Source organism: Peribacillus aracenensis, assembly GCF_025175645.1.
Lineage (GTDB): Bacteria > Bacillota > Bacilli > Bacillales > DSM-1321 > Peribacillus > Peribacillus aracenensis.
Genome location: NZ_JANZMJ010000009.1, coordinates 23,198 through 41,143, shown reverse-complemented (window position 1 = coordinate 41,143; position 17,946 = coordinate 23,198). Strand labels below are relative to the sequence as shown.

The window sequence follows — 17,946 nt, the reverse complement described above, 5'->3', positions numbered from 1 at the left end:
CTTTACTCACTCCAGTATTTTTTCTTCTGTATTCAATTCAATGACCTCTCCATCAAAGGCATTCACGAAGAGATCCGTTTCGTCATCAATGACCACCCACCATGTTGGCACAAGTAAATGTGACACAGATGTCGTCTGCAGCGAATTATAAAAACCCAGTTGCACATTCGTGACTTTGCTTTTTGGATCAATATCGCCATTCTGATACAATTCTCCAATAGCATTTAAAGCAGATACCAATTCTTTAGGTTTATTGAATTTTTCAATTCCCTCCAAATACATCTGTTCATAGGAAACGATTTCACCCTTCTTATTCAGATATAAAGTGACCTTCCCCTTACTATTATTATAAAACATCTTTTTATCTGCCACTTGATAGCAGATGATGGTCTGGCTGATTTCATCATAGCTCCAAAAATGATACTCACTACCATTTAAAATATACTCCTTCAGGAATATATCAAGGTCCGCAGCATTAATTTCCGATTTCATGCTAACTGGTATCTTAAATGTACCCACAAGCTTCTTATCATCGATGATTTTTGCTTTTTGGTTTTTCAGGTGCTGTATATCCTTCTTCTCGAAATTCTTGCTTTGGGCAATCAGGAATTGATCCTTCAACTTTTGTTTTGGAAGTGGTATTTCTATTGAAATCTCGTCTTCTTTCAAAAGTTCATCCGTAAGGGGCTCCGTAAAGCTTTCTAATTGGGAGTCATTAATCTTTTCAAGGAATTGATAAAGAAGAAAAATATTCAAAACGAAGAATACCATGATGAAAATCGACTTTGTATTATTCCAATCCACTTTGATCGCCTCCTTCTTCAAAAGGCACAATAAACCATTTATCGCCTACACGATAATACCAAGTGGGATCGAGTGTAACTAGTGTTACAAGTTTGGAATCGAGGGATTTATTCAATCTGTAACCAATCGAGATGTCCTCCACGCTTTTGAAATCGATATTATCTTTCGATTTCAGCTTATTCAATACTTCTTTTCCGCTTGGTAAGATCACTGCCGCTCCTTCTGACGGGAGGACTGAGTCAAGTGAAAAGTATGGGCGGTCATAACTATAAATTTCTTCTTTCCCCCAAATTTGCTCGATTTCTGTCATTCCCGATTCATTGAAGGCCGGATAACCGTTTATGAATAAGCGGAATACCACTCGTTGTTCATTCTCCGACATATAGGCAAAGCGGTAATTGTTATCTTCCCAGCCGGCATGATCATTGATGAAATCGATGCTTTTTTGCAAAAGGTCACTGGAACGGCGAAATGGCTTGCTCTTTTGTGCTGGATTGATATAAGAAATTAAGTAATTCTCTTTATTGACCGTCATAAGTCTCGTTCCATCCGTGTATTCCTCACCGACCGAAACGGATTCCTGGCGTACGAACTTCGGATAATTAAATAACGCATTTTTCAAGTTTCCAATATCCAAATCGTCAATATAATATTCAAGTCTGTTGATCTCCACTGGGTTTTCCGGGACGAACAGCGTCCTTTTGCTGTTTATCGTTTCGGCCATATATTCAGGGTGCTTATCGTATGAACCCTTATAAAATGAATCCATGAAATTCCTTAGTCTTTTAGAGTCGACCATACCTTGATAAATCTTCTCATGATCATAGGAAACAAAATAAACGGGAGATTCCTTACCGCTGATATCCTTTTGTTTAATGATCATTCGATCAAATGAAAATTCAGGCACTTCCTTATCCGTTATATTCAATACCGTTTTATAAAGAGCGATGGGTATATCATCGGAAAATTCGATTTCAATCGACCCATCTTCATGGACAAAATCGTCAAATTTCCTTTGCAGCCTTTTTACGGATACCTCTTTCAAGCCTCTGAAACGCCATTGCGAAAATTCTTTTTCCATTTCATTCATTTCTGCCGGATTGGAAGTCTGGAAATGCTGCCCATTGCCATGGAAAAGGATACTGACTGGTTTAATGACATCACTGACAATCTGGACATCACTTTTAATCTTTATATAATTCGATTGATCAAATTGATCATATTCAGGCTCGTACGTCCAAATGCTCCATGTCAAAAAAATGCTTGTCCCGACCAAAATAATCAGTATGATACTTTTTGCACGTTCAAAATTCATGACCAATCATCCTCTTCTTCCTGTTCGTAAGGAAGTGTAAAGAACACGGTAGTTCCTTTTCCATCCACACTTTCCGCCCATATTTTCCCGCCATGCGCCACGACCATCTCTTTTGCAATGGCTAAACCAAGCCCTGTCCCGCCTAAGTTACGGGCCCTTGCTTTATCCACACGGTAGAAACGGTCGAATATTTTATCAATGACGTTTTTCGGGATACCCACTCCTTGATCTGTAATGCTCACAATGATAAAGCCATCGGATGCCCTGACGCGGAAAGTCACTTGACCCCCTTCAGGTGAGTACTTTAAGGAGTTGGAGATTACATTATAGAGAACCTGGGTGATTTTATCTTCATCAATATCCACAAAATAGGCTTCCTTCGGCAAATCACGTTTAAACGTGATGTCATCATTTTTCGTCATTTCAAAACGATCGATGATGTGGTCATAGAATTTATTGAAATTGACCCAGCCCGTTTTAAGCCTGTAATCTTTACTGTCCATTTTCGAAAGCTGTAACAGATCATTAACAAGCCTGATCATTCGCTCCGTTTCATTTTGGGTCACACTTAAAAAGGATGGAGCGATTTCCTCGTCCTTCCATGCACCTTCAGCCAATGCTTCCAGGTAACTTCTCATCGTCGTTAACGGAGTTCGCAGTTCATGTGATACATTGGCAACAAACTCCCTGCGTTCGCCCTCGATTTTTTCCTGCTCTGTTATATCATGCAAAACAGTAATCAATCCATTGACGAATCCCGTTTCCTTTTGAATGACCGAAAAGTTCCCCCTCAAAATGAAAGGCCGATTTTTTTTGCTGTAATCAAGGATTACGGAATCTCGCTCTTCCAGTAAATCCTCAAATTTATATTCTTCTTCAAGACCCAAAACCTCAATGATCGGTTGGTTCATGACGGTTTCACTCGAGACATCCAATAATTGTGCCGCCGGTTCATTAATCAAGTTCACCCGACCGCGCCTGTCCGTTGAAATTACGCCATCGGTCATATTGGAAAGTACAGAAGAAAGCTTGCGCCGCTCTCCTTCTGTGCTTGATTGCGACTCTTGAAGCTTTTTGGTCAAATTATTGAAAGTGACGGCAAGCTGGCCAATTTCATCATCGCCGTATACCCTAACTTTTCTGGAGAAATTCCCTTTCGCCATCACCAGGGCCTGTTTTCTCATATCGGACATCGGCCTTGTGATCGTTCGTGCGAGCAGGATCCCCAAGATTGCCGTAATGGCTAGGGCGATGGCCGTACCCGTCATGAAGATGCTATTGATTTCATCCATCTGCTCAAAGACATTTTCCATCTCTGCTATTACATAGACGGCGCCAATGACCTCCCCATTTGCTTCAATGGGTGTCGAAAGGACCCAGAGCCGCCTGCCTGTTTTCTTGTCCCGAAATATATCACTATCTTCTTTTCCATAAATGAGCGTATTCTTAATAAGGACCTCCGTTGTCTTCTTCCCTACAATATCCTGGTTACTTGGAGCTGAAGTCCCGATCACGCGTCTGCTGCGGGTGTCGATGACACGTACTTCCGAAATATCATTCGATGAATTATCCCGGTCTTTCAATATCGTATCAATCGCTTCTTCGAGGGTCGGATCTTCCTCTCCCCTCTCTTTTTCCATTTCTTCACCAATACTGTAGGTAAGCAGGTTAACGTGACCTTTTATTGATTTCGTAAAGTTCCCGACAAGATTTTCTTCCAATTCCCCAACAAAATATACCCCGATTATTTGCATAGCTACGAAAATGAGCAATACATAAATCAGAACAAATTTAAAATGAATTGAGCGAAAAAAACCAACCTTTTTCATAGAAACTACTCCTGTTCAGGGTTACGCAGGTAATAACCGACCCCTCTTCTAGTTACAATCCAGCCAGGATGGCTTGGATTGTCTTCAATCTTCTCACGAAGACGTCTGACCGTTACATCGACCGTCCGCACATCACCAAAATAATCATAGCCCCACACGGTTTGTAATAAGTGCTCCCTTGTCATGACCTGACCGATGTGCTTCGCTAAGTAATGAAGCAACTCAAATTCGCGATGCGTTAATTCAATCGTATCGCCCCGCTTGGATACTACATAGGCATCCGGATGGATAGTGAGCGTTCCTATCGTAATTTCCTTCGGTTCATTTTCTTGATCAGGAACCGGAACAGCTTGCTGACGTCTTAGGTTCGCCTTAACGCGGGCAATTATTTCCCGGGTACTAAATGGCTTTGTCACATAGTCGTCTGCACCAAGCTCCAACCCTAAGACCTTATCAATCTCTGAATCTTTTGCCGTTAACATGATGATCGGCGTTTCATACTTCTTCCTTACTTCCCGGCAAACTTCCATGCCATCGCGCTGCGGCAGCATGATATCAAGTAAAATCAAATCGGGTTGCCGTTCTTCTACCATTTTGAGGGCTTCATTGCCATCATAAGCACAAAAAACTTCATAGCCTTCTTTTTTCAGATTGAATTGTAATATATCAGCAATTGGCTTTTCGTCATCCACTACCAGAATCTTTTTATCCATGTACTTATCTCCTTTATAATAAATGAACTGAATCTATTAAAAACCGTGTCCTTATCCGGGACCTTATTCACTTTTCCTTCTGCTTGCACAACGCCGGCAACCTAATTTTAAGCAAAGTTACATATATATACCCAATAAAAGGGGGCTGAACACCGGAATGAAAGCAAATTGTCTCTATTCTACTTTATCATTTTATAGGCATTAAATCACCTTTTTCCTATTATTCTCATCTATGTATGAAGCAAAGAAGTCTTCGAATAATTTTCGAAGACTTCCATCAATTACTGGCTTATATAGTTTAGCGGATTAACGAGAGACCCGTTTTTATATATTTCAAAATGGAGGTGGACACCGGTCGAGTTCCCCGTTGAACCCATCATGCCAATTTTCATGCCTTTTTCAATCTTTTGTCCTGCTTGTACATCTATTGAGTCCAAATGGGCATACACTGTCTTATACCCGTTATTATGATTGATCGTTATCTTATTTCCATATCCTCCGGAGTTTCCGGCAGTCTCGATTATCCCATGATCTGCTGCCGTTATCGTCCTGGTGGTTGGCCGGGCAATATCTATACCTTTATGCAGTTTCCCCCAGCGCTGACCCTGCTTACTGGAAATATAGCCCCCATCTGCAGGCCAGGAATATGTACCGCTGCCCTGTGAAGGAATGACCTTGGTTCCTTTTCTGGTGATTTCTGTTTTGGCTTTTTCCGTGACTTCTTTTTTTGCAATCGTTTCACTGATTTTCTTTCCATTTGTTTCGGATACATTATAGGTGAACGCTAGAATCCCCTCATTCCCTATTTGTTCAGTAATGAGCTCGCCCTTTGGAAGTTCGTCATCCTCCTTCACTTTCTTTTCAAAAGGAATCCTCTCTTCCTTATATATTTCTCTTTCTACCCTTACGTTCACATAGGGGATACGTTGGGTCACATAGAGCCGCTCGCCCTTTTTAACACCTTTGTTCTCATCCTGTCCCGGATTTAGCTCCAGCAGTTGATCCAGGTCCATATCATGCCTAGTGGCAATGGCTTCAAGATCCTCATCTGCCTTAGCCTCATAGATCATCGTCCCTTCCTTTCCTTCTTCTATCATGGAAAGGGTTTCATCGACGCTCTTGATTTCGTCTGGATATACCATTGTCTCTTTAAACGTGACGGGTAGTGAAAATTCGATGTCCAGAATTCTACTTCCCGGCTCTTTTAACGGATCTGCATCTTTTTCACTTTCCTTTTTACCTGATTCATATTCAGCGTATTCCTCTTCATTCACATATAATAGAGTGATTTTCTCCATAACGTCCTCGGCATCTTCCTTTGACGCAACATAAGCGACCGCCTGATTATCTATGTCGATTTCGTACGCCTCTGCCTTCACATTCAACTGATCTTGAATTCCCTTAACAGTCTGATCCCCTTTTACCTCTTCATCGAATACCTCTTCAGGTACAAACATCAGCTGTGTCTCTTTATCGAATGTAAATTCCGGATAATCTTCCTGTGCCGCCTCTACCTTATCGGCTACGATCTTTTCGATTTCCGTTTCATCCGTAACACTTCCAACAAACTCATCGTTAAGATAAACATGCTGAATGGTGGTTGTAGTTTCCGATATCCCAGCAGCAGTTGCCCGGTTTCCTGCAAGCAATAAAATGACGGAAACCGTCAACAGGATGATACCCTTGCCTTTTGAGCTAAACATATATTGTCCTCCTTAACGGCTCAGTCACCAATTAAGAAACTAATCAATTTTATTTCGAGAATTATTAGTCCAATTTAAATATCCACATGCATATGACTGATTTCTATAATGATTTTTATCACTCATAACTCTACCATATTAAGAAAAAAAACAAGAAACAGACTTCATAATGTAATGGAACTGTATAAATGGTGACAACATGTACCAATAAATATAGGAATGGGGTAAGTTCAATAAACTGCAGAAAAAGGAGTGGGCCTAGGCCCAGTAAGGTTAAAAGCGAGTTATATGCCGAACTGGCCAAAATTGGTATATTACAAATTGTTAACAATCTATTAACAAGATTTCATTCAAAATACATCTGGAAGCAAAACAAAAAACGCCCTAAAAGAAAGGCGTTTATAAAAGGATGGCTCAGGACGGAATCGAACCGCCGACACAAGGATTTTCAGTCCTTTGCTCTACCGACTGAGCTACTGAGCCAAATATTCTATTTTAGGAAAAATAAAATGGCGGTCCCGACGGGAATCGAACCCGCGATCTCCTGCGTGACAGGCAGGCATGTTAACCGCTACACCACGGGACCAGTAAAGCTTTTATATAAAGAAGTGACCCATACGGGATTCGAACCCGTGTTACCGCCGTGAAAGGGCGGTGTCTTAACCGCTTGACCAATGGGCCGGAAAAAATGGTGAGCCATGAAGGATTCGAACCTTCGACCCTCTGATTAAAAGTCAGATGCTCTACCAACTGAGCTAATGGCTCGTACTAATGAAATGTTTCTTTTCAAGATGTTAACTTCTATTGTGACGACGCTTTTGATAATATCATGGTTCATATAGTTTAGGCAATACTTTTTTGAAATAAAATTATTTTTTTCTTATTTTTTTTCATTTTCCAACAGTTTAATCCATTCATTCGGTATCCAGGACCCCCCAAAACGTGACATATAATGGATGGATGTTAATACCGAAAGAAGAGCCGGCAAAAAAGCCAGCTCCTTTTCAAGAATTACGCTAGACGCCAAGGGCTTCTCACGACATTTGTTTGGTTACGGTCAGGACCGACAGAGAAAGTGGTCAAAGGAATGCCAACCAATTGAGATACGCGCTCTACATAATGGCGAGCGTTCTCTGGAAGCTCATCCAATGATTTGCAACCTGTAATGTCTTCTGACCAGCCTGGTAGTTCTTCATAGACTGGTTTACATTCGCCAATCGCTTTCAAAGTCGCTGGAACTTCATGAATGATCTCGCCTTTGTATTCATAAGCCACACAAATTTTGACCGTATCAAGACCTGATAATACGTCAATCGAGTTCAATGATAAATCGGTAATCCCGCTGACACGGCGAGCATGGCGAACGACAACAGCGTCGAACCAGCCTACACGGCGCGGTCTGCCTGTAGTTGTACCATATTCACGGCCAACCTCCCGGATTTGGTTGCCGACTTCATCATGCAATTCTGTTGGGAAAGGACCATCGCCCACACGGCTTGTGTATGCTTTACATACTCCAACCACATGGTTGATTTTCGTAGGACCTACACCAGAACCGATCGTAACTCCACCTGCAACCGGGTTAGATGAAGTGACGAATGGGTATGTTCCTTGATCGATATCAAGCATGACACCTTGTGCCCCTTCGAATAATACCCGTTTTCCTTCATCAAGTGCGTCATTCAATACAACGGATGTATCACAAACATATTTCTGCACTTGTTGTCCGTACTCATAGTATTCTTCCAAGATATCTTCGATCTTGAAACCTTCCGTTTCATAGAAACGTTCAAACATACGATTTTTTTCGACAAGATTTTGAGACAATTTTTCCTCGAAAATTTCACGGTCCAATAGGTCTGCCATGCGGATTCCGTTACGAGCAGCTTTGTCCATATATGCAGGGCCGATTCCCTTTTTAGTCGTTCCAATTTTGTTGGCGCCTTTACGGTCTTCTTCGACTTCATCCAATTTGATATGGTAAGGAAGAATGACATGTGCACGGTTCGAAATACGAAGATTATCCGTACTCACCCCGTGGCTATGTAAATAAGCAAGTTCCTCTACAAGAGCTTTTGGATCAACTACCATACCATTTCCAATGACACAAATCTTATCACTATAAAAAATCCCTGACGGAATTAAATGCAGTTTATAGGTAACGCCGTTAAATTTTATTGTATGCCCTGCATTATTCCCACCTTGATAACGAGCGATGGCTTCCGCATTCTGGGATAGAAAATCTGTTATTTTACCTTTACCTTCGTCTCCCCATTGTGTACCGACTACTACAACTGATGACATCTGAATAAAGCACCTCCAAAGGTTCACGTAATACCGATCATTTTAACCGGTTCTTATCAAACAAACCTATTTTATCAATAATCCAAACTGGAAGTCAATACAAAATCCGAACAATACACATTTTAGTAAATACTTTGTTCGTAAATATGAGAAAATTCTTTCGGTTTTACATTGGGTTTTGGATTGTCAATCATTATTGTACCCGTTGATTTATTTTTCTATTATCATAAGGCCTTTTCTTTTTCCAAAAACAGAGAAAGCCCGCCATTGCAAAATGGCAGGCCTTTCCCTATGCCCCGGGAGACATCGAATCATCATCGAAGCGGCGTTCAAGGTTGACGAATTTATTATATTCTTTTACGAATGCAAGCGAAACCGTGCCTACTGGACCATTACGCTGTTTCGCTATAATGATTTCAATGATATTTTTATTCTCGGATTCTTTATCATAATAATCATCACGGTATAAGAATGCGACGATATCGGCATCTTGCTCGATACTTCCGGATTCCCTGATATCAGACATCATCGGACGCTTATCCTGACGCTGCTCCACTCCCCGCGATAGCTGGGAAAGGGCGATGACGGGCACTTTAAGTTCACGAGCGAGGGCTTTGAGTGAACGTGAAATCTCGGATACCTCTTGCTGACGGTTGTCGCCTGAACGACCATCGCCTTGAATTAACTGCAGATAATCAATCAATATCATGCCAAGGCCATGTTCCTGCTTCAAACGACGGCACTTCGAACGGATTTCACCAATCCTCACACCTGGCGTATCATCGATATAAATGCCGGCATTAGACAAGCTTCCCATCGCCATCGTCAGTTTACGCCAATCCTCATCAGTTAAGGAACCTGTCCGTAAATTCTGGGCGTTGATATTCCCTTCAGCACAGAGCATACGCATAACGAGCTGCTCTGCACCCATTTCAAGACTGAAAATCGCTACATTCTCCTCCGTTTTGGTCGCAACGTTTTGAGCGATATTCAATGCAAAAGCGGTTTTACCAACCGAAGGACGGGCCCCCACTATGATGAGGTCATTACGTTGGAACCCTGCTGTCATTCGATCCAGTTCAGCAAACCCTGTCGGTATTCCCGTGACATCCCCTTTACGGGTAGTCAAAACTTCTATGTTATCGTACGTCGCAACCAATACATCCTTAATATTTTGGAAAGACCCGGAATTCTTACGCTGGGCCACTTCCATGATCGTTTTTTCTGCTTCCCCGAGCAGCTCCTCGACCTCGTCCTCGCGACTGTAGCCTTCCTGAGCGATGTTGGTCGCTGTCCTGATCAAACGACGCAGCAATGACTTCTCCTCGACGATGCGGGCATAATATTCAATATTGGCCGCGGTAGGCACCGATCCGGCCAATTCACTTAAATAAGAAACTCCGCCAACTTCTTCAAGGTTTTTTGTCGCAGCCAATTCCTCTGTCACCGTAATCAAATCGACAGCTTTTCCTTCGTCATTCAATTTAAGCATCACATTAAAGATTTTTTGATGAGAGCTTCTGTAAAAATCCTCCGGAATCAAAACTTCCGATGTAACGGTCAATGAAGAGGGCTCAAGAAAAATGGCTCCTAGCACAGCCTGTTCGGCTTCTATATTTTGAGGGGGAATCCTATCCTGAAATTGTTCTATCATATCTTAAAACCTCCCATTCTAAGAGGATACCTTTTATATGTTTCTAGTAAAAATGAAAAAAGTGAAAGGACAACGTGCCCAATCACATTTTTCGTCTATCTCTATTTTATCAATTTTTCACAGATATGAAACAGCTAAAATTAGTTAATTTCTTTCACATGCACAGTCAGTGTCGCAGTGACTTCAGGATGAAGCTTGACTGGAAGCTTTGTATGCCCTAAAGTGCGGATGCCTTCAGCAAGCTCCATTTTACGTTTATCAACCTTGATACCGTGTTTTTTCTGAAGCTCCGATGCAATTTGTTTAGTCGTGATGGAACCGAATAAACGCCCGCCCTCACCGGCTTTGGCAGATAGTTCAACCGTTAATTTCTCCAGCTGAACTTTCAATTCTTCCGCATGCTGCAGCTCTTCTGCTGCAAGTGATTCCTCTTTATTTTTCTGGGCTTCCAAAGTTTTCACATTTGAATTATTTGCTTCAACGGCCAATCCTTGTTTTAGCAGGAAATTATGTGCATAACCATCTGCAACATTTTTAACTTCCCCTTTTTTCCCTTTACCTTTTACGTCTTTCAGAAATATTACTTTCATTCTTTTTGTCCCCCTTCTAAATATTCATCAATAGCTGCTTTCAATCGACTTTCGGCTTCACCAATGGAGCAAACCTGTTGAGTGGCGGCATTTGTTAAATGTCCGCCTCCATTCAGCATTTCCATGATTACCTGAACATTGATATCACCTAGAGAACGTGCACTTATGCCAACTGTATCATCAGATCGCTTAGCCATTACGAAAGAAGCCGCTACGCCATCCATGGTCAATAGGGTGTCCGCAGCTTGGGCGATGAGCACCTGATTATGAACCTGATCGGTTTTTGCTGAGGCAATGGCAATTCCCTTTTTATAAAAGGTGACTTCCTCAATGAGCTTCGAACGTTTGATATAGGTGTCCACGTCTTCTTTTAAGAATTTCTGGACAAGTACCGTATCAGCTCCATGCGCCCTTAGATAAGAGGCTGCATCGAAAGTACGCGAACCTGTTCTTAAGGTGAAGCTTTTCGTGTCGACGATGATACCTGCAAGAAGCGCCGTCGACTCCAGCATATCAATCTTTGAGCGTTTCGGTTGATATTCAAGCAGTTCGGTTACAAGTTCTGCTGTTGAAGATGCATATGGCTCCATATAGACGAGCAATGAATTCTTGATGAACTCCTCACCGCGGCGATGATGATCGATGACTACAACCTTATCGATCCTATTCAATAACCGCTCTTCAATCACCATGGAAGGTTTATGTGTATCGACCACAACCAGCAAGGTCTCATCCGTAATCATTTCAAATGCATCATCAGGTGTTATGAACCGGGAATACAGCTCTTCTTTATTTTTGATCTCTTCCATTAAACGAAGGACACTGTTATCGAGCTGCTGGGTATCGATGACAATATAGCCTTCACGTTCATTCATCTGGGCAACCTTCAAGATGCCGATTGCTGAACCGATTGCGTCCATATCCGGGTTTTTATGGCCCATGACAATGACTTTATCGCTATCGAGGACTATATCCTTCAATGCATGGGAAATGACACGTGCACGGACTCTCGTGCGTTTTTCCATCGGATTGGTTTTGCCGCCATAGAATTTCACTTTTCCATTCGCTTGCTTGATCGCTACTTGGTCACCGCCCCGTCCAAGAGCGAGATCCAAGCTGGACTGTGCAAGCGTACCTAGTTCCGGTAAGGATGACACGGCAGAGCCGACCCCAATGCTCAGGGTCAATGGTACATTTTGCTTGGCCGTCGTTTCCCTGATTTCATCCAAAATCGAGAATTTGCCCTTCTCAAGCTGATGAAGGATATGCTCATTGAAGACAGCAATAAATCGTTCCGAGGAAACCCGTTTAAAGAAAACGCCATTATCCCTTGCCCATTTATCAAGAAGTGAGGTAACCAAGCTATTGATGCTGCTTTTACGCTGATCATCCATACCCTGTGTCAAATCATCATAATTATCAAGAAGAATGATCGCAATTGCCGTCCGCTCATCTTCATATAATTTCTCAATTTCCACCTGCTCCGTCACATCAAAAAAGTAAAGAAGCCTTTCATCACGCTTATGGACCACCTTGAATTTCCGATCGTGGAGCGTAAGCGTCTCAGTCTCGATCTCTTGCTTGATCAACGGCACTATCGAGTCCGCAACATCGTATAGCGATCTTCCTGCCAAAGAGTCTTCGCTAAAACAAGAAGCCAGGAATGGATTGGTCCATTCAATGTAATAATCCTCATTAAAGAGCATAATCCCAATCGGCATTTCCAATAACGCTTCCTCGCCCACCTTCTTTAAACGATAGGATAAAGTCGTTATATACTCTTCTGTCTTTTGTTGCTTTTTTTCTACCATTCTTAATGTTAAATAAAATAAACCAGCAAGAATCAATAGTCCAACAAGTGCAATAACCCAATTATAATAAGCCAGTACGCCCAAAAGTAAAACGACTGCGGCCAGCACCCCATACAACGGGGACTTAATCGAGTATTCTTTCAAATAAGATGGCATAGTTTCAGCTCCTAAAAGCATCTGTTTTACAAAAAAGTCTTCTATTCCTTTTTCTTGATTGTCTCCCTAAAAGGAAAGCCTAAATCTATTATACCTAAAAATCGAACGGCCGTCGTAATAATCGGAATCGGCAGCAGCAAAGAAAAAACCACGATTAAAACAGGTATGGCCCTAACCCATGACTTAACATGAGCGATATAGAATATCAGGGAATAACCTTGTAATAAAATGAAGAACTGCAGTATGAAAAATAGGTTCGTTATGGCCATATATACAAAACTGTTCTTGTCCGTATTCACAAAAAGAGCCAGAAGCATCGTAATTAAATAATACCATAAAAGGCTTTTCGGGAGTCGCAGATCTCGAAAATGGGGCCATTTTAACGCCTTATCACTGAATCTCTTCACAATGGGATGCGCTGCAAAGAAAATCAATAAAACCATGATGACGGACATCAAGACGAACAAACTTGGCATCAGCGTGTTCATCATATCGATTGATTCATACATCCGCTTTTTGACTTGTTCCGTCGGTGCCTGTCCAAAAGAATCCATTATACCGATAGTATTTTCGATGGACCCCTCAACCATGTCCATCGATTCTTCTATGTAATTAACATCCGTTATCAATACTGAAGCCGCATATATTAATAAAATGCCTCCCAGGAAGACTAGGACTGCGCTTATGAACATAGGTGCCATCGGTTTGTCCTTTTTCAAAAAATAGCCGATCGCGATTCCCGTTGCCCCCATGAGCAAGGTCAGCGGAACAGACAATATCGTCCCGATGAGGATCGACAATAACGAGGCTACGAATAAGTAACCAAGGCTCCACGATAACTTTTGTTTGATTGTGACAAGTATGAATGGAATGGGTAAAAAGAAAGTAGTGAAAATACCCAATAGTGGGATTTGAATGGTGATGAACAATAAAATGCAATATAGTGCCAGAAGGGCTCCGCCCTCGGCAATCCGTCTTCCGCTATTCATCTTTATTTCACCCCCTGTTATTATTGATGTCTTATCTCCATCTTTATATTGTATCCGTTACGGCCAGGATATTTCAAACATCACATTCTTTTTTAGGATATGATTATTTTTTCTGAGAAAAACGTCCGGATAACTTCCTAATGAAATAAAAAAACCGCAATTCAGCGGTTTTCATGCATGAGTGACAACTTATAAAAAAAGGCACATTAAGGATAACTCCTCAATGTGCCCTTTTATTATTCACCAGATACATATGGTAGTAATGCCATAGTACGTGAGCGTTTAATAGCAATCGTTAATTTACGTTGATATTTAGCGCTTGTACCAGTTACACGACGTGGTAAAATTTTACCGCGTTCTGAGACGAATTTCTTAAGAAGATCTACATCTTTGTAATCAATTTTAGTGATTCCGTTAGATGTGAAATAACAAACCTTTTTACGCTTACCGCGTCCTTTACGTCCACCCATTGCCATGATAAATTTCCCTCCCTGCTTTTTGAATTTTCATTTTAAACGGCTGTTTAAAACGGAAGATCGTCATCTGAAATGTCGATTGTCTTACCGTCATTTGCAAACGGATCGTCATCTACACGAGTGTAGTTGTTATTGCTCCGTTGATTCTGATTAGGATTTTGTCCATACGAATTGTTGTCATTTCCGTTATTATTGCCATAACTTCTTTGACCTCCACCGTAAGAACCGCCTTCATTTCTTTCACCCGCTGAACTGCTTCGTGGTTCAAGGAATTGAACGCTCTCAGCCAGAATCTCCGTCACATATACGCGTTTGCCGTCTTGTCCTTCATAATTACGTGTTTGGACACGTCCATCCACGCCAGCTAAACTGCCCTTTTTCAAGAAGTTAGCTACATTTTCTGCCGGTTTACGCCAAACTACACAGTTAATGAAATCCGCTTCACGTTCACCCTGCTGATTCGTAAAACTACGGTTCACAGCTAAAGTAAAGGTAGCTACGGGAACTCCATTAGGTGTATATCGTAATTCAGGATCTTTAGTTAAGCGTCCTACCAAAACTACGCGATTCATCATCAGAATCAACCCCTAGGTTTCAATCTTGTTTCATAGAAACAAGATTAGAATTTATATTAAATATCGGATTATTCTTCTTCTCTAGTAGCCATGTGGCGAATAATGTCTTCACTGATTTTAGCAAGACGATCGAATTCTTGAATCGCAGCACTTTCAGCGTTAACTTTAAGAAGCATGTAGTAACCATCGCGGAAATCATTGATTTCATATGCAAGACGGCGTTTACCCCATTCTTTTGCTTCTACTTCCGCACCATTATCAGAAAGGATTGTGTTGAAACGTTCAACTAAAGCTTTTTTAGCTTCTTCCTCAATGTTTGGACGGATGATATACATAATTTCGTATTTTCTCATCACTGTCACCTCCTTTTGGTCTAAGCGGCCCAATTGGGCAAGGAGCAATTATTTATAATTACTCACAAGATAAAATTATAGCATAGTTAAAGAGGCTTTGCAACGAACGGTTCGACTTATTACAATTAATTGTAATCTAATGACCGTTGATTTCCACTTCAAACACTCGCTTTCCGCGGGCGGTCCCGGAGCCTCCCTTCCGTTCCAATCAACTCCTTTTGTCGACAAACTGAAAGACCCTACTATATGAACGGTAGGGTCTTGATTCTTAAACGTTAAAACGGAAATGGATAACATCGCCATCGTTAACGATGTATTCTTTTCCTTCCAAACGAACTTTACCTGCTTCTTTTGCAGCACCATGACTGCCCGCTTCAAGTAGATCAGTATAAGAAACCGTTTCGGCACGGATGAAACCACGTTCGAAGTCCGTGTGAATGACGCCTGCACATTGAGGGGCTTTCATTCCTTTGCGGAATGTCCAAGCACGCACTTCCTGTACACCAGCTGTAAAGTATGTTGCCAATCCAAGCAGGTTATAAGAAGCACGGATCAACTGATCAAGACCTGACTCCTCGATGCCAAGTTCAGATAGGAACATTTCCTTTTCTTCACCTTCAAGCTCTGCAATTTCTTCTTCGATTTTGGCACAAATCACGATCACTTCGGCATTTTCCTTAGCAGCATATTCACGAACTTGCTGTACATATTCATTATCGTCAGCATTCGCCACTTCATCTTCGCTCACGTTCGCCACATAAAGCGTCGGCTTCGCTGTAAGTAAATGCATGCCCTTCACGATTTTTTGCTGTTCTTCAGTGAACTCGACGGTACGTGCAGGCTTTTCATCTTCCAATGCTTCTTTTAAAGCTACAAGGATTTCATGTTCTGCTACAGCGGCTTTATCTTTTTGCTTGGCCATTTTTCCGACACGGTCGATGCGTTTGACAACAGATTCCAAATCGGCAAGGATCAATTCAAGGTTGATGACTTCGATATCATCGATTGGATTCACTTTTCCGGAGACATGGGTAATGTTATCGTCTGCAAAACAACGGACGACTTGACAAATTGCATCCACTTGACGGATATGGGAAAGGAATTTATTACCCAATCCTTCTCCTTTACTTGCTCCTTTTACAATCCCGGCGATATCGGTGAACTCAAATGCTGTCGGAACGGTTTTTTTCGGTTTTACCAATTCAGTCAGTTTTTGCAGACGGTGATCTGGTACTTCCACGATCCCGACATTTGGGTCGATCGTACAGAAAGGATAGTTAGCAGATTCCGCACCCGCCTGAGTAATTGCATTAAATAAAGTGGATTTACCTACGTTAGGCAAACCGACTATACCAGCTGTTAAAGCCATTTATATTTCACTCCTTCAAGATGATTCGTACATATGGGAAAAGAACTGATCTTCTTTAAAGACCCTCCAATTACCTAAACCTTTCCCAATTATAGATTTCGCTTCCTAAAAAGACAAGTAAATCATGAGAAACGCCGGACTACTTTCACTCCAAAAAAAAAGCATGATCACTCCTCATGCTTTTGCAGAACTTTTTTCATTTTCTTCGCGAATTCACGTCGGGGCAGCATCACGCTATGGCCGCACCCTTCACATTTTATCCGGATATCCATACCGAGCCGTATAATTCTCCACTTATTCACTCCACAGGGATGCGGTTTCTTCATTTCCACAATATCCTTAAGTGCAAATTCCTTTTCTTCCATAACCATGAGCCCCCTAATTCCTATGACTCGCTGCCATTGTACGTAGATTTAATCCCACTTGAATCAAGCGCAGCACTTATTTCAATTCTTAATATCCTACTGATTTCAATGTGATGCATCGGCTTTGTTTCCGCCTTAATCCGAAAGACGATTTCTTCAGGACTAATTTTTTCAATTCCCAAAAATTCAGGTGTTTTGATCAATGCATCGTATTTGCCCTCCATACTGTTTAAAAGATCAATCAGCACCTTTTCAGCACGCTCGATCGATCCATCGTTAGGTATGGTCACATCAACGACAGCCATACTATTTAAAATGGAATAATTCGTGACCTGAACGATGCTTCCGTTGGGTATGAAGTGCAATTCACCTGCACCGCTTTTAATTTTTGTTGTACGAAGCCCAATTTCAATGACTTCCCCTTCAAAATTATTGATTTTAATATAATCCCCAACCGAGAAATGATCTTCAAAAATAACGAAAAATCCTGTAATTATATCCTTGACCAAACTTTGAGCACCAAAACCAACTGCCAAACCGAGAACACCGGCACCAGCGAGTAATGGCATTACTTCAATCCCGAAAATTTCCAGAATCATTATCAAGGCAATGAAATTGATGACATAGGTAATGATATTTTCGAGCAATTTAATGAGTGTCGCTTCCCTGCGCTCCGATACCCGAATGGGACTCCTTAAACGCGCTTTGAAAAATTTATTCAGAATAGTCTTACCTATTCTAATAATAATACGCGATAACAACAGAACAAGGAAGATTTTAATAATCCCCTCGCCCATCAGCAGCCATATCTTTTCATCCAATATCTCTTTTGTAACGTTATCATAAATGCGATCCATATTTTCCTCCTGCCTAATGCAATTAACTGCAAAACTTTTATATCGTCTATATGATTTTTCCCATATAGACGGATTCCTCTACC

Annotated in this window: 16 protein-coding genes and 4 tRNA genes; all 20 read right to left on the bottom strand. The window is 41.5% G+C overall.

Translation table 11 applies throughout. The annotated features are described in order from the left end of the window. Positions 1–6: 6 nt before the first annotated feature. The 20 genes from N0M92_RS11335 to N0M92_RS11240 all read right to left on the bottom strand — a co-directional run bounded on the left by N0M92_RS11335 (position 7) and on the right by N0M92_RS11240 (position 17,863). The gene (locus N0M92_RS11335; RefSeq protein WP_192207359.1) at positions 7–804 is read right to left on the bottom strand and encodes a two-component system regulatory protein YycI; all 798 of its coding nucleotides are present in this window, start codon (positions 802–804) and stop codon (positions 7–9) included. After that, the gene (locus N0M92_RS11330; protein ID WP_260285781.1) at positions 791–2,119 is read right to left on the bottom strand and encodes a YycH family regulatory protein; all 1,329 of its coding nucleotides are present in this window, start codon (positions 2,117–2,119) and stop codon (positions 791–793) included. Before N0M92_RS11330 ends, N0M92_RS11335 begins: the two co-directional genes overlap by 14 nt. After that, a complete protein-coding gene (gene walK, locus N0M92_RS11325) occupies positions 2,116–3,948 on the bottom strand; it encodes a cell wall metabolism sensor histidine kinase WalK (protein WP_260285780.1) in 1,833 nt (610 codons plus the stop codon). Before walK ends, N0M92_RS11330 begins: the two co-directional genes overlap by 4 nt. 5 nt (positions 3,949–3,953) lie before the next feature. After that, complete coding sequence (gene yycF, locus N0M92_RS11320; protein WP_034316131.1) at positions 3,954–4,661, bottom strand: response regulator YycF; 708 nt, start codon at positions 4,659–4,661, stop codon at positions 3,954–3,956. Positions 4,662–4,942: 281 nt separating this feature from the next. Continuing rightward, on the bottom strand, positions 4,943–6,364 hold the full coding sequence (locus N0M92_RS11315; RefSeq protein WP_260285779.1) for a peptidoglycan DD-metalloendopeptidase family protein: 1,422 nt from the start codon (positions 6,362–6,364) through the stop codon (positions 4,943–4,945). Positions 6,365–6,774: 410 nt separating this feature from the next. After that, a tRNA-Phe gene (locus N0M92_RS11310) sits at positions 6,775–6,847 on the bottom strand. 27 nt (positions 6,848–6,874) lie between these two features. Beyond that, positions 6,875–6,950, bottom strand: a tRNA-Asp gene (locus N0M92_RS11305). A 23-nt stretch (positions 6,951–6,973) separates the two neighbouring features. Further along, a tRNA-Glu gene (locus N0M92_RS11300) sits at positions 6,974–7,045 on the bottom strand. 8 nt (positions 7,046–7,053) lie between these two features. Continuing rightward, positions 7,054–7,129, bottom strand: a tRNA-Lys gene (locus N0M92_RS11295). Between the two features lie 246 nt (positions 7,130–7,375). Then, positions 7,376–8,668 (bottom strand): adenylosuccinate synthase, encoded by a 1,293-nt coding sequence (locus N0M92_RS11290; protein ID WP_192207363.1) that lies wholly within the window; start codon positions 8,666–8,668, stop codon positions 7,376–7,378. Positions 8,669–8,957: 289 nt separating this feature from the next. Beyond that, positions 8,958–10,322, bottom strand: coding sequence for a replicative DNA helicase (gene dnaB / locus N0M92_RS11285; RefSeq protein WP_063234298.1), 1,365 nt, complete (start codon positions 10,320–10,322; stop codon positions 8,958–8,960). A gap of 140 nt (positions 10,323–10,462) precedes the next feature. Continuing rightward, on the bottom strand, positions 10,463–10,912 hold the full coding sequence (gene rplI / locus N0M92_RS11280; RefSeq protein ID WP_192207364.1) for a 50S ribosomal protein L9: 450 nt from the start codon (positions 10,910–10,912) through the stop codon (positions 10,463–10,465). After that, positions 10,909–12,879 carry a DHH family phosphoesterase gene (locus N0M92_RS11275; protein ID WP_260285778.1) on the bottom strand — a complete coding sequence of 657 codons (1,971 nt, stop codon included), beginning with the start codon at positions 12,877–12,879 and terminating at the stop codon, positions 10,909–10,911. Before N0M92_RS11275 ends, rplI begins: the two co-directional genes overlap by 4 nt. A gap of 41 nt (positions 12,880–12,920) precedes the next feature. Next, positions 12,921–13,868 (bottom strand): YybS family protein, encoded by a 948-nt coding sequence (locus N0M92_RS11270; RefSeq protein ID WP_260285776.1) that lies wholly within the window; start codon positions 13,866–13,868, stop codon positions 12,921–12,923. Between the two features lie 236 nt (positions 13,869–14,104). After that, positions 14,105–14,344 (bottom strand): 30S ribosomal protein S18, encoded by a 240-nt coding sequence (rpsR, locus tag N0M92_RS11265; protein ID WP_034316147.1) that lies wholly within the window; start codon positions 14,342–14,344, stop codon positions 14,105–14,107. A gap of 47 nt (positions 14,345–14,391) precedes the next feature. Beyond that, positions 14,392–14,919 (bottom strand): single-stranded DNA-binding protein, encoded by a 528-nt coding sequence (ssb, locus tag N0M92_RS11260; RefSeq protein ID WP_034316149.1) that lies wholly within the window; start codon positions 14,917–14,919, stop codon positions 14,392–14,394. A gap of 68 nt (positions 14,920–14,987) precedes the next feature. Beyond that, the gene (gene rpsF / locus N0M92_RS11255) at positions 14,988–15,272 is read right to left on the bottom strand and encodes a 30S ribosomal protein S6 (RefSeq protein WP_053348321.1); all 285 of its coding nucleotides are present in this window, start codon (positions 15,270–15,272) and stop codon (positions 14,988–14,990) included. 268 nt (positions 15,273–15,540) lie between these two features. After that, on the bottom strand, positions 15,541–16,641 hold the full coding sequence (gene ychF, locus N0M92_RS11250; protein WP_076368500.1) for a redox-regulated ATPase YchF: 1,101 nt from the start codon (positions 16,639–16,641) through the stop codon (positions 15,541–15,543). Positions 16,642–16,808: 167 nt separating this feature from the next. Beyond that, on the bottom strand, positions 16,809–17,006 hold the full coding sequence (locus N0M92_RS11245; protein WP_034316158.1) for a DUF951 domain-containing protein: 198 nt from the start codon (positions 17,004–17,006) through the stop codon (positions 16,809–16,811). Between the two features lie 20 nt (positions 17,007–17,026). Further along, positions 17,027–17,863: a mechanosensitive ion channel family protein gene (locus N0M92_RS11240; RefSeq protein ID WP_192207368.1), complete on the bottom strand. Its 837-nt coding sequence runs from the start codon at positions 17,861–17,863 to the stop codon at positions 17,027–17,029. Between the last annotated feature and the right edge of the window lie 83 nt (positions 17,864–17,946).

Excerpts from the sequence above, each read along its gene's own strand:
- N0M92_RS11330 (WP_260285781.1), bottom strand. The coding sequence starts at position 2,119 with ATGAATTTTGAACGTGCAAAAAGTATCATACTGATTATTTTGGTCGGG.
- walK (WP_260285780.1), bottom strand. The coding sequence starts at position 3,948 with ATGAAAAAGGTTGGTTTTTTTCGCTCAATTCATTTTAAATTTGTTCTG.
- yycF (WP_034316131.1), bottom strand. The coding sequence starts at position 4,661 with ATGGATAAAAAGATTCTGGTAGTGGATGACGAAAAGCCAATTGCTGAT.
- N0M92_RS11315 (WP_260285779.1), bottom strand. The coding sequence starts at position 6,364 with ATGTTTAGCTCAAAAGGCAAGGGTATCATCCTGTTGACGGTTTCCGTC.
- N0M92_RS11290 (WP_192207363.1), bottom strand. The coding sequence starts at position 8,668 with ATGTCATCAGTTGTAGTAGTCGGTACACAATGGGGAGACGAAGGTAAA.
- dnaB (WP_063234298.1), bottom strand. The coding sequence starts at position 10,322 with ATGATAGAACAATTTCAGGATAGGATTCCCCCTCAAAATATAGAAGCC.
- rplI (WP_192207364.1), bottom strand. The coding sequence starts at position 10,912 with ATGAAAGTAATATTTCTGAAAGACGTAAAAGGTAAAGGGAAAAAAGGG.
- N0M92_RS11275 (WP_260285778.1), bottom strand. The coding sequence starts at position 12,879 with ATGCCATCTTATTTGAAAGAATACTCGATTAAGTCCCCGTTGTATGGG.
- N0M92_RS11270 (WP_260285776.1), bottom strand. The coding sequence starts at position 13,868 with ATGAATAGCGGAAGACGGATTGCCGAGGGCGGAGCCCTTCTGGCACTA.
- rpsR (WP_034316147.1), bottom strand. The coding sequence starts at position 14,344 with ATGGCAATGGGTGGACGTAAAGGACGCGGTAAGCGTAAAAAGGTTTGT.
- ssb (WP_034316149.1), bottom strand. The coding sequence starts at position 14,919 with ATGATGAATCGCGTAGTTTTGGTAGGACGCTTAACTAAAGATCCTGAA.
- rpsF (WP_053348321.1), bottom strand. The coding sequence starts at position 15,272 with ATGAGAAAATACGAAATTATGTATATCATCCGTCCAAACATTGAGGAA.
- ychF (WP_076368500.1), bottom strand. The coding sequence starts at position 16,641 with ATGGCTTTAACAGCTGGTATAGTCGGTTTGCCTAACGTAGGTAAATCC.
- N0M92_RS11245 (WP_034316158.1), bottom strand. The coding sequence starts at position 17,006 with ATGGAAGAAAAGGAATTTGCACTTAAGGATATTGTGGAAATGAAGAAA.
- N0M92_RS11240 (WP_192207368.1), bottom strand. The coding sequence starts at position 17,863 with ATGGATCGCATTTATGATAACGTTACAAAAGAGATATTGGATGAAAAG.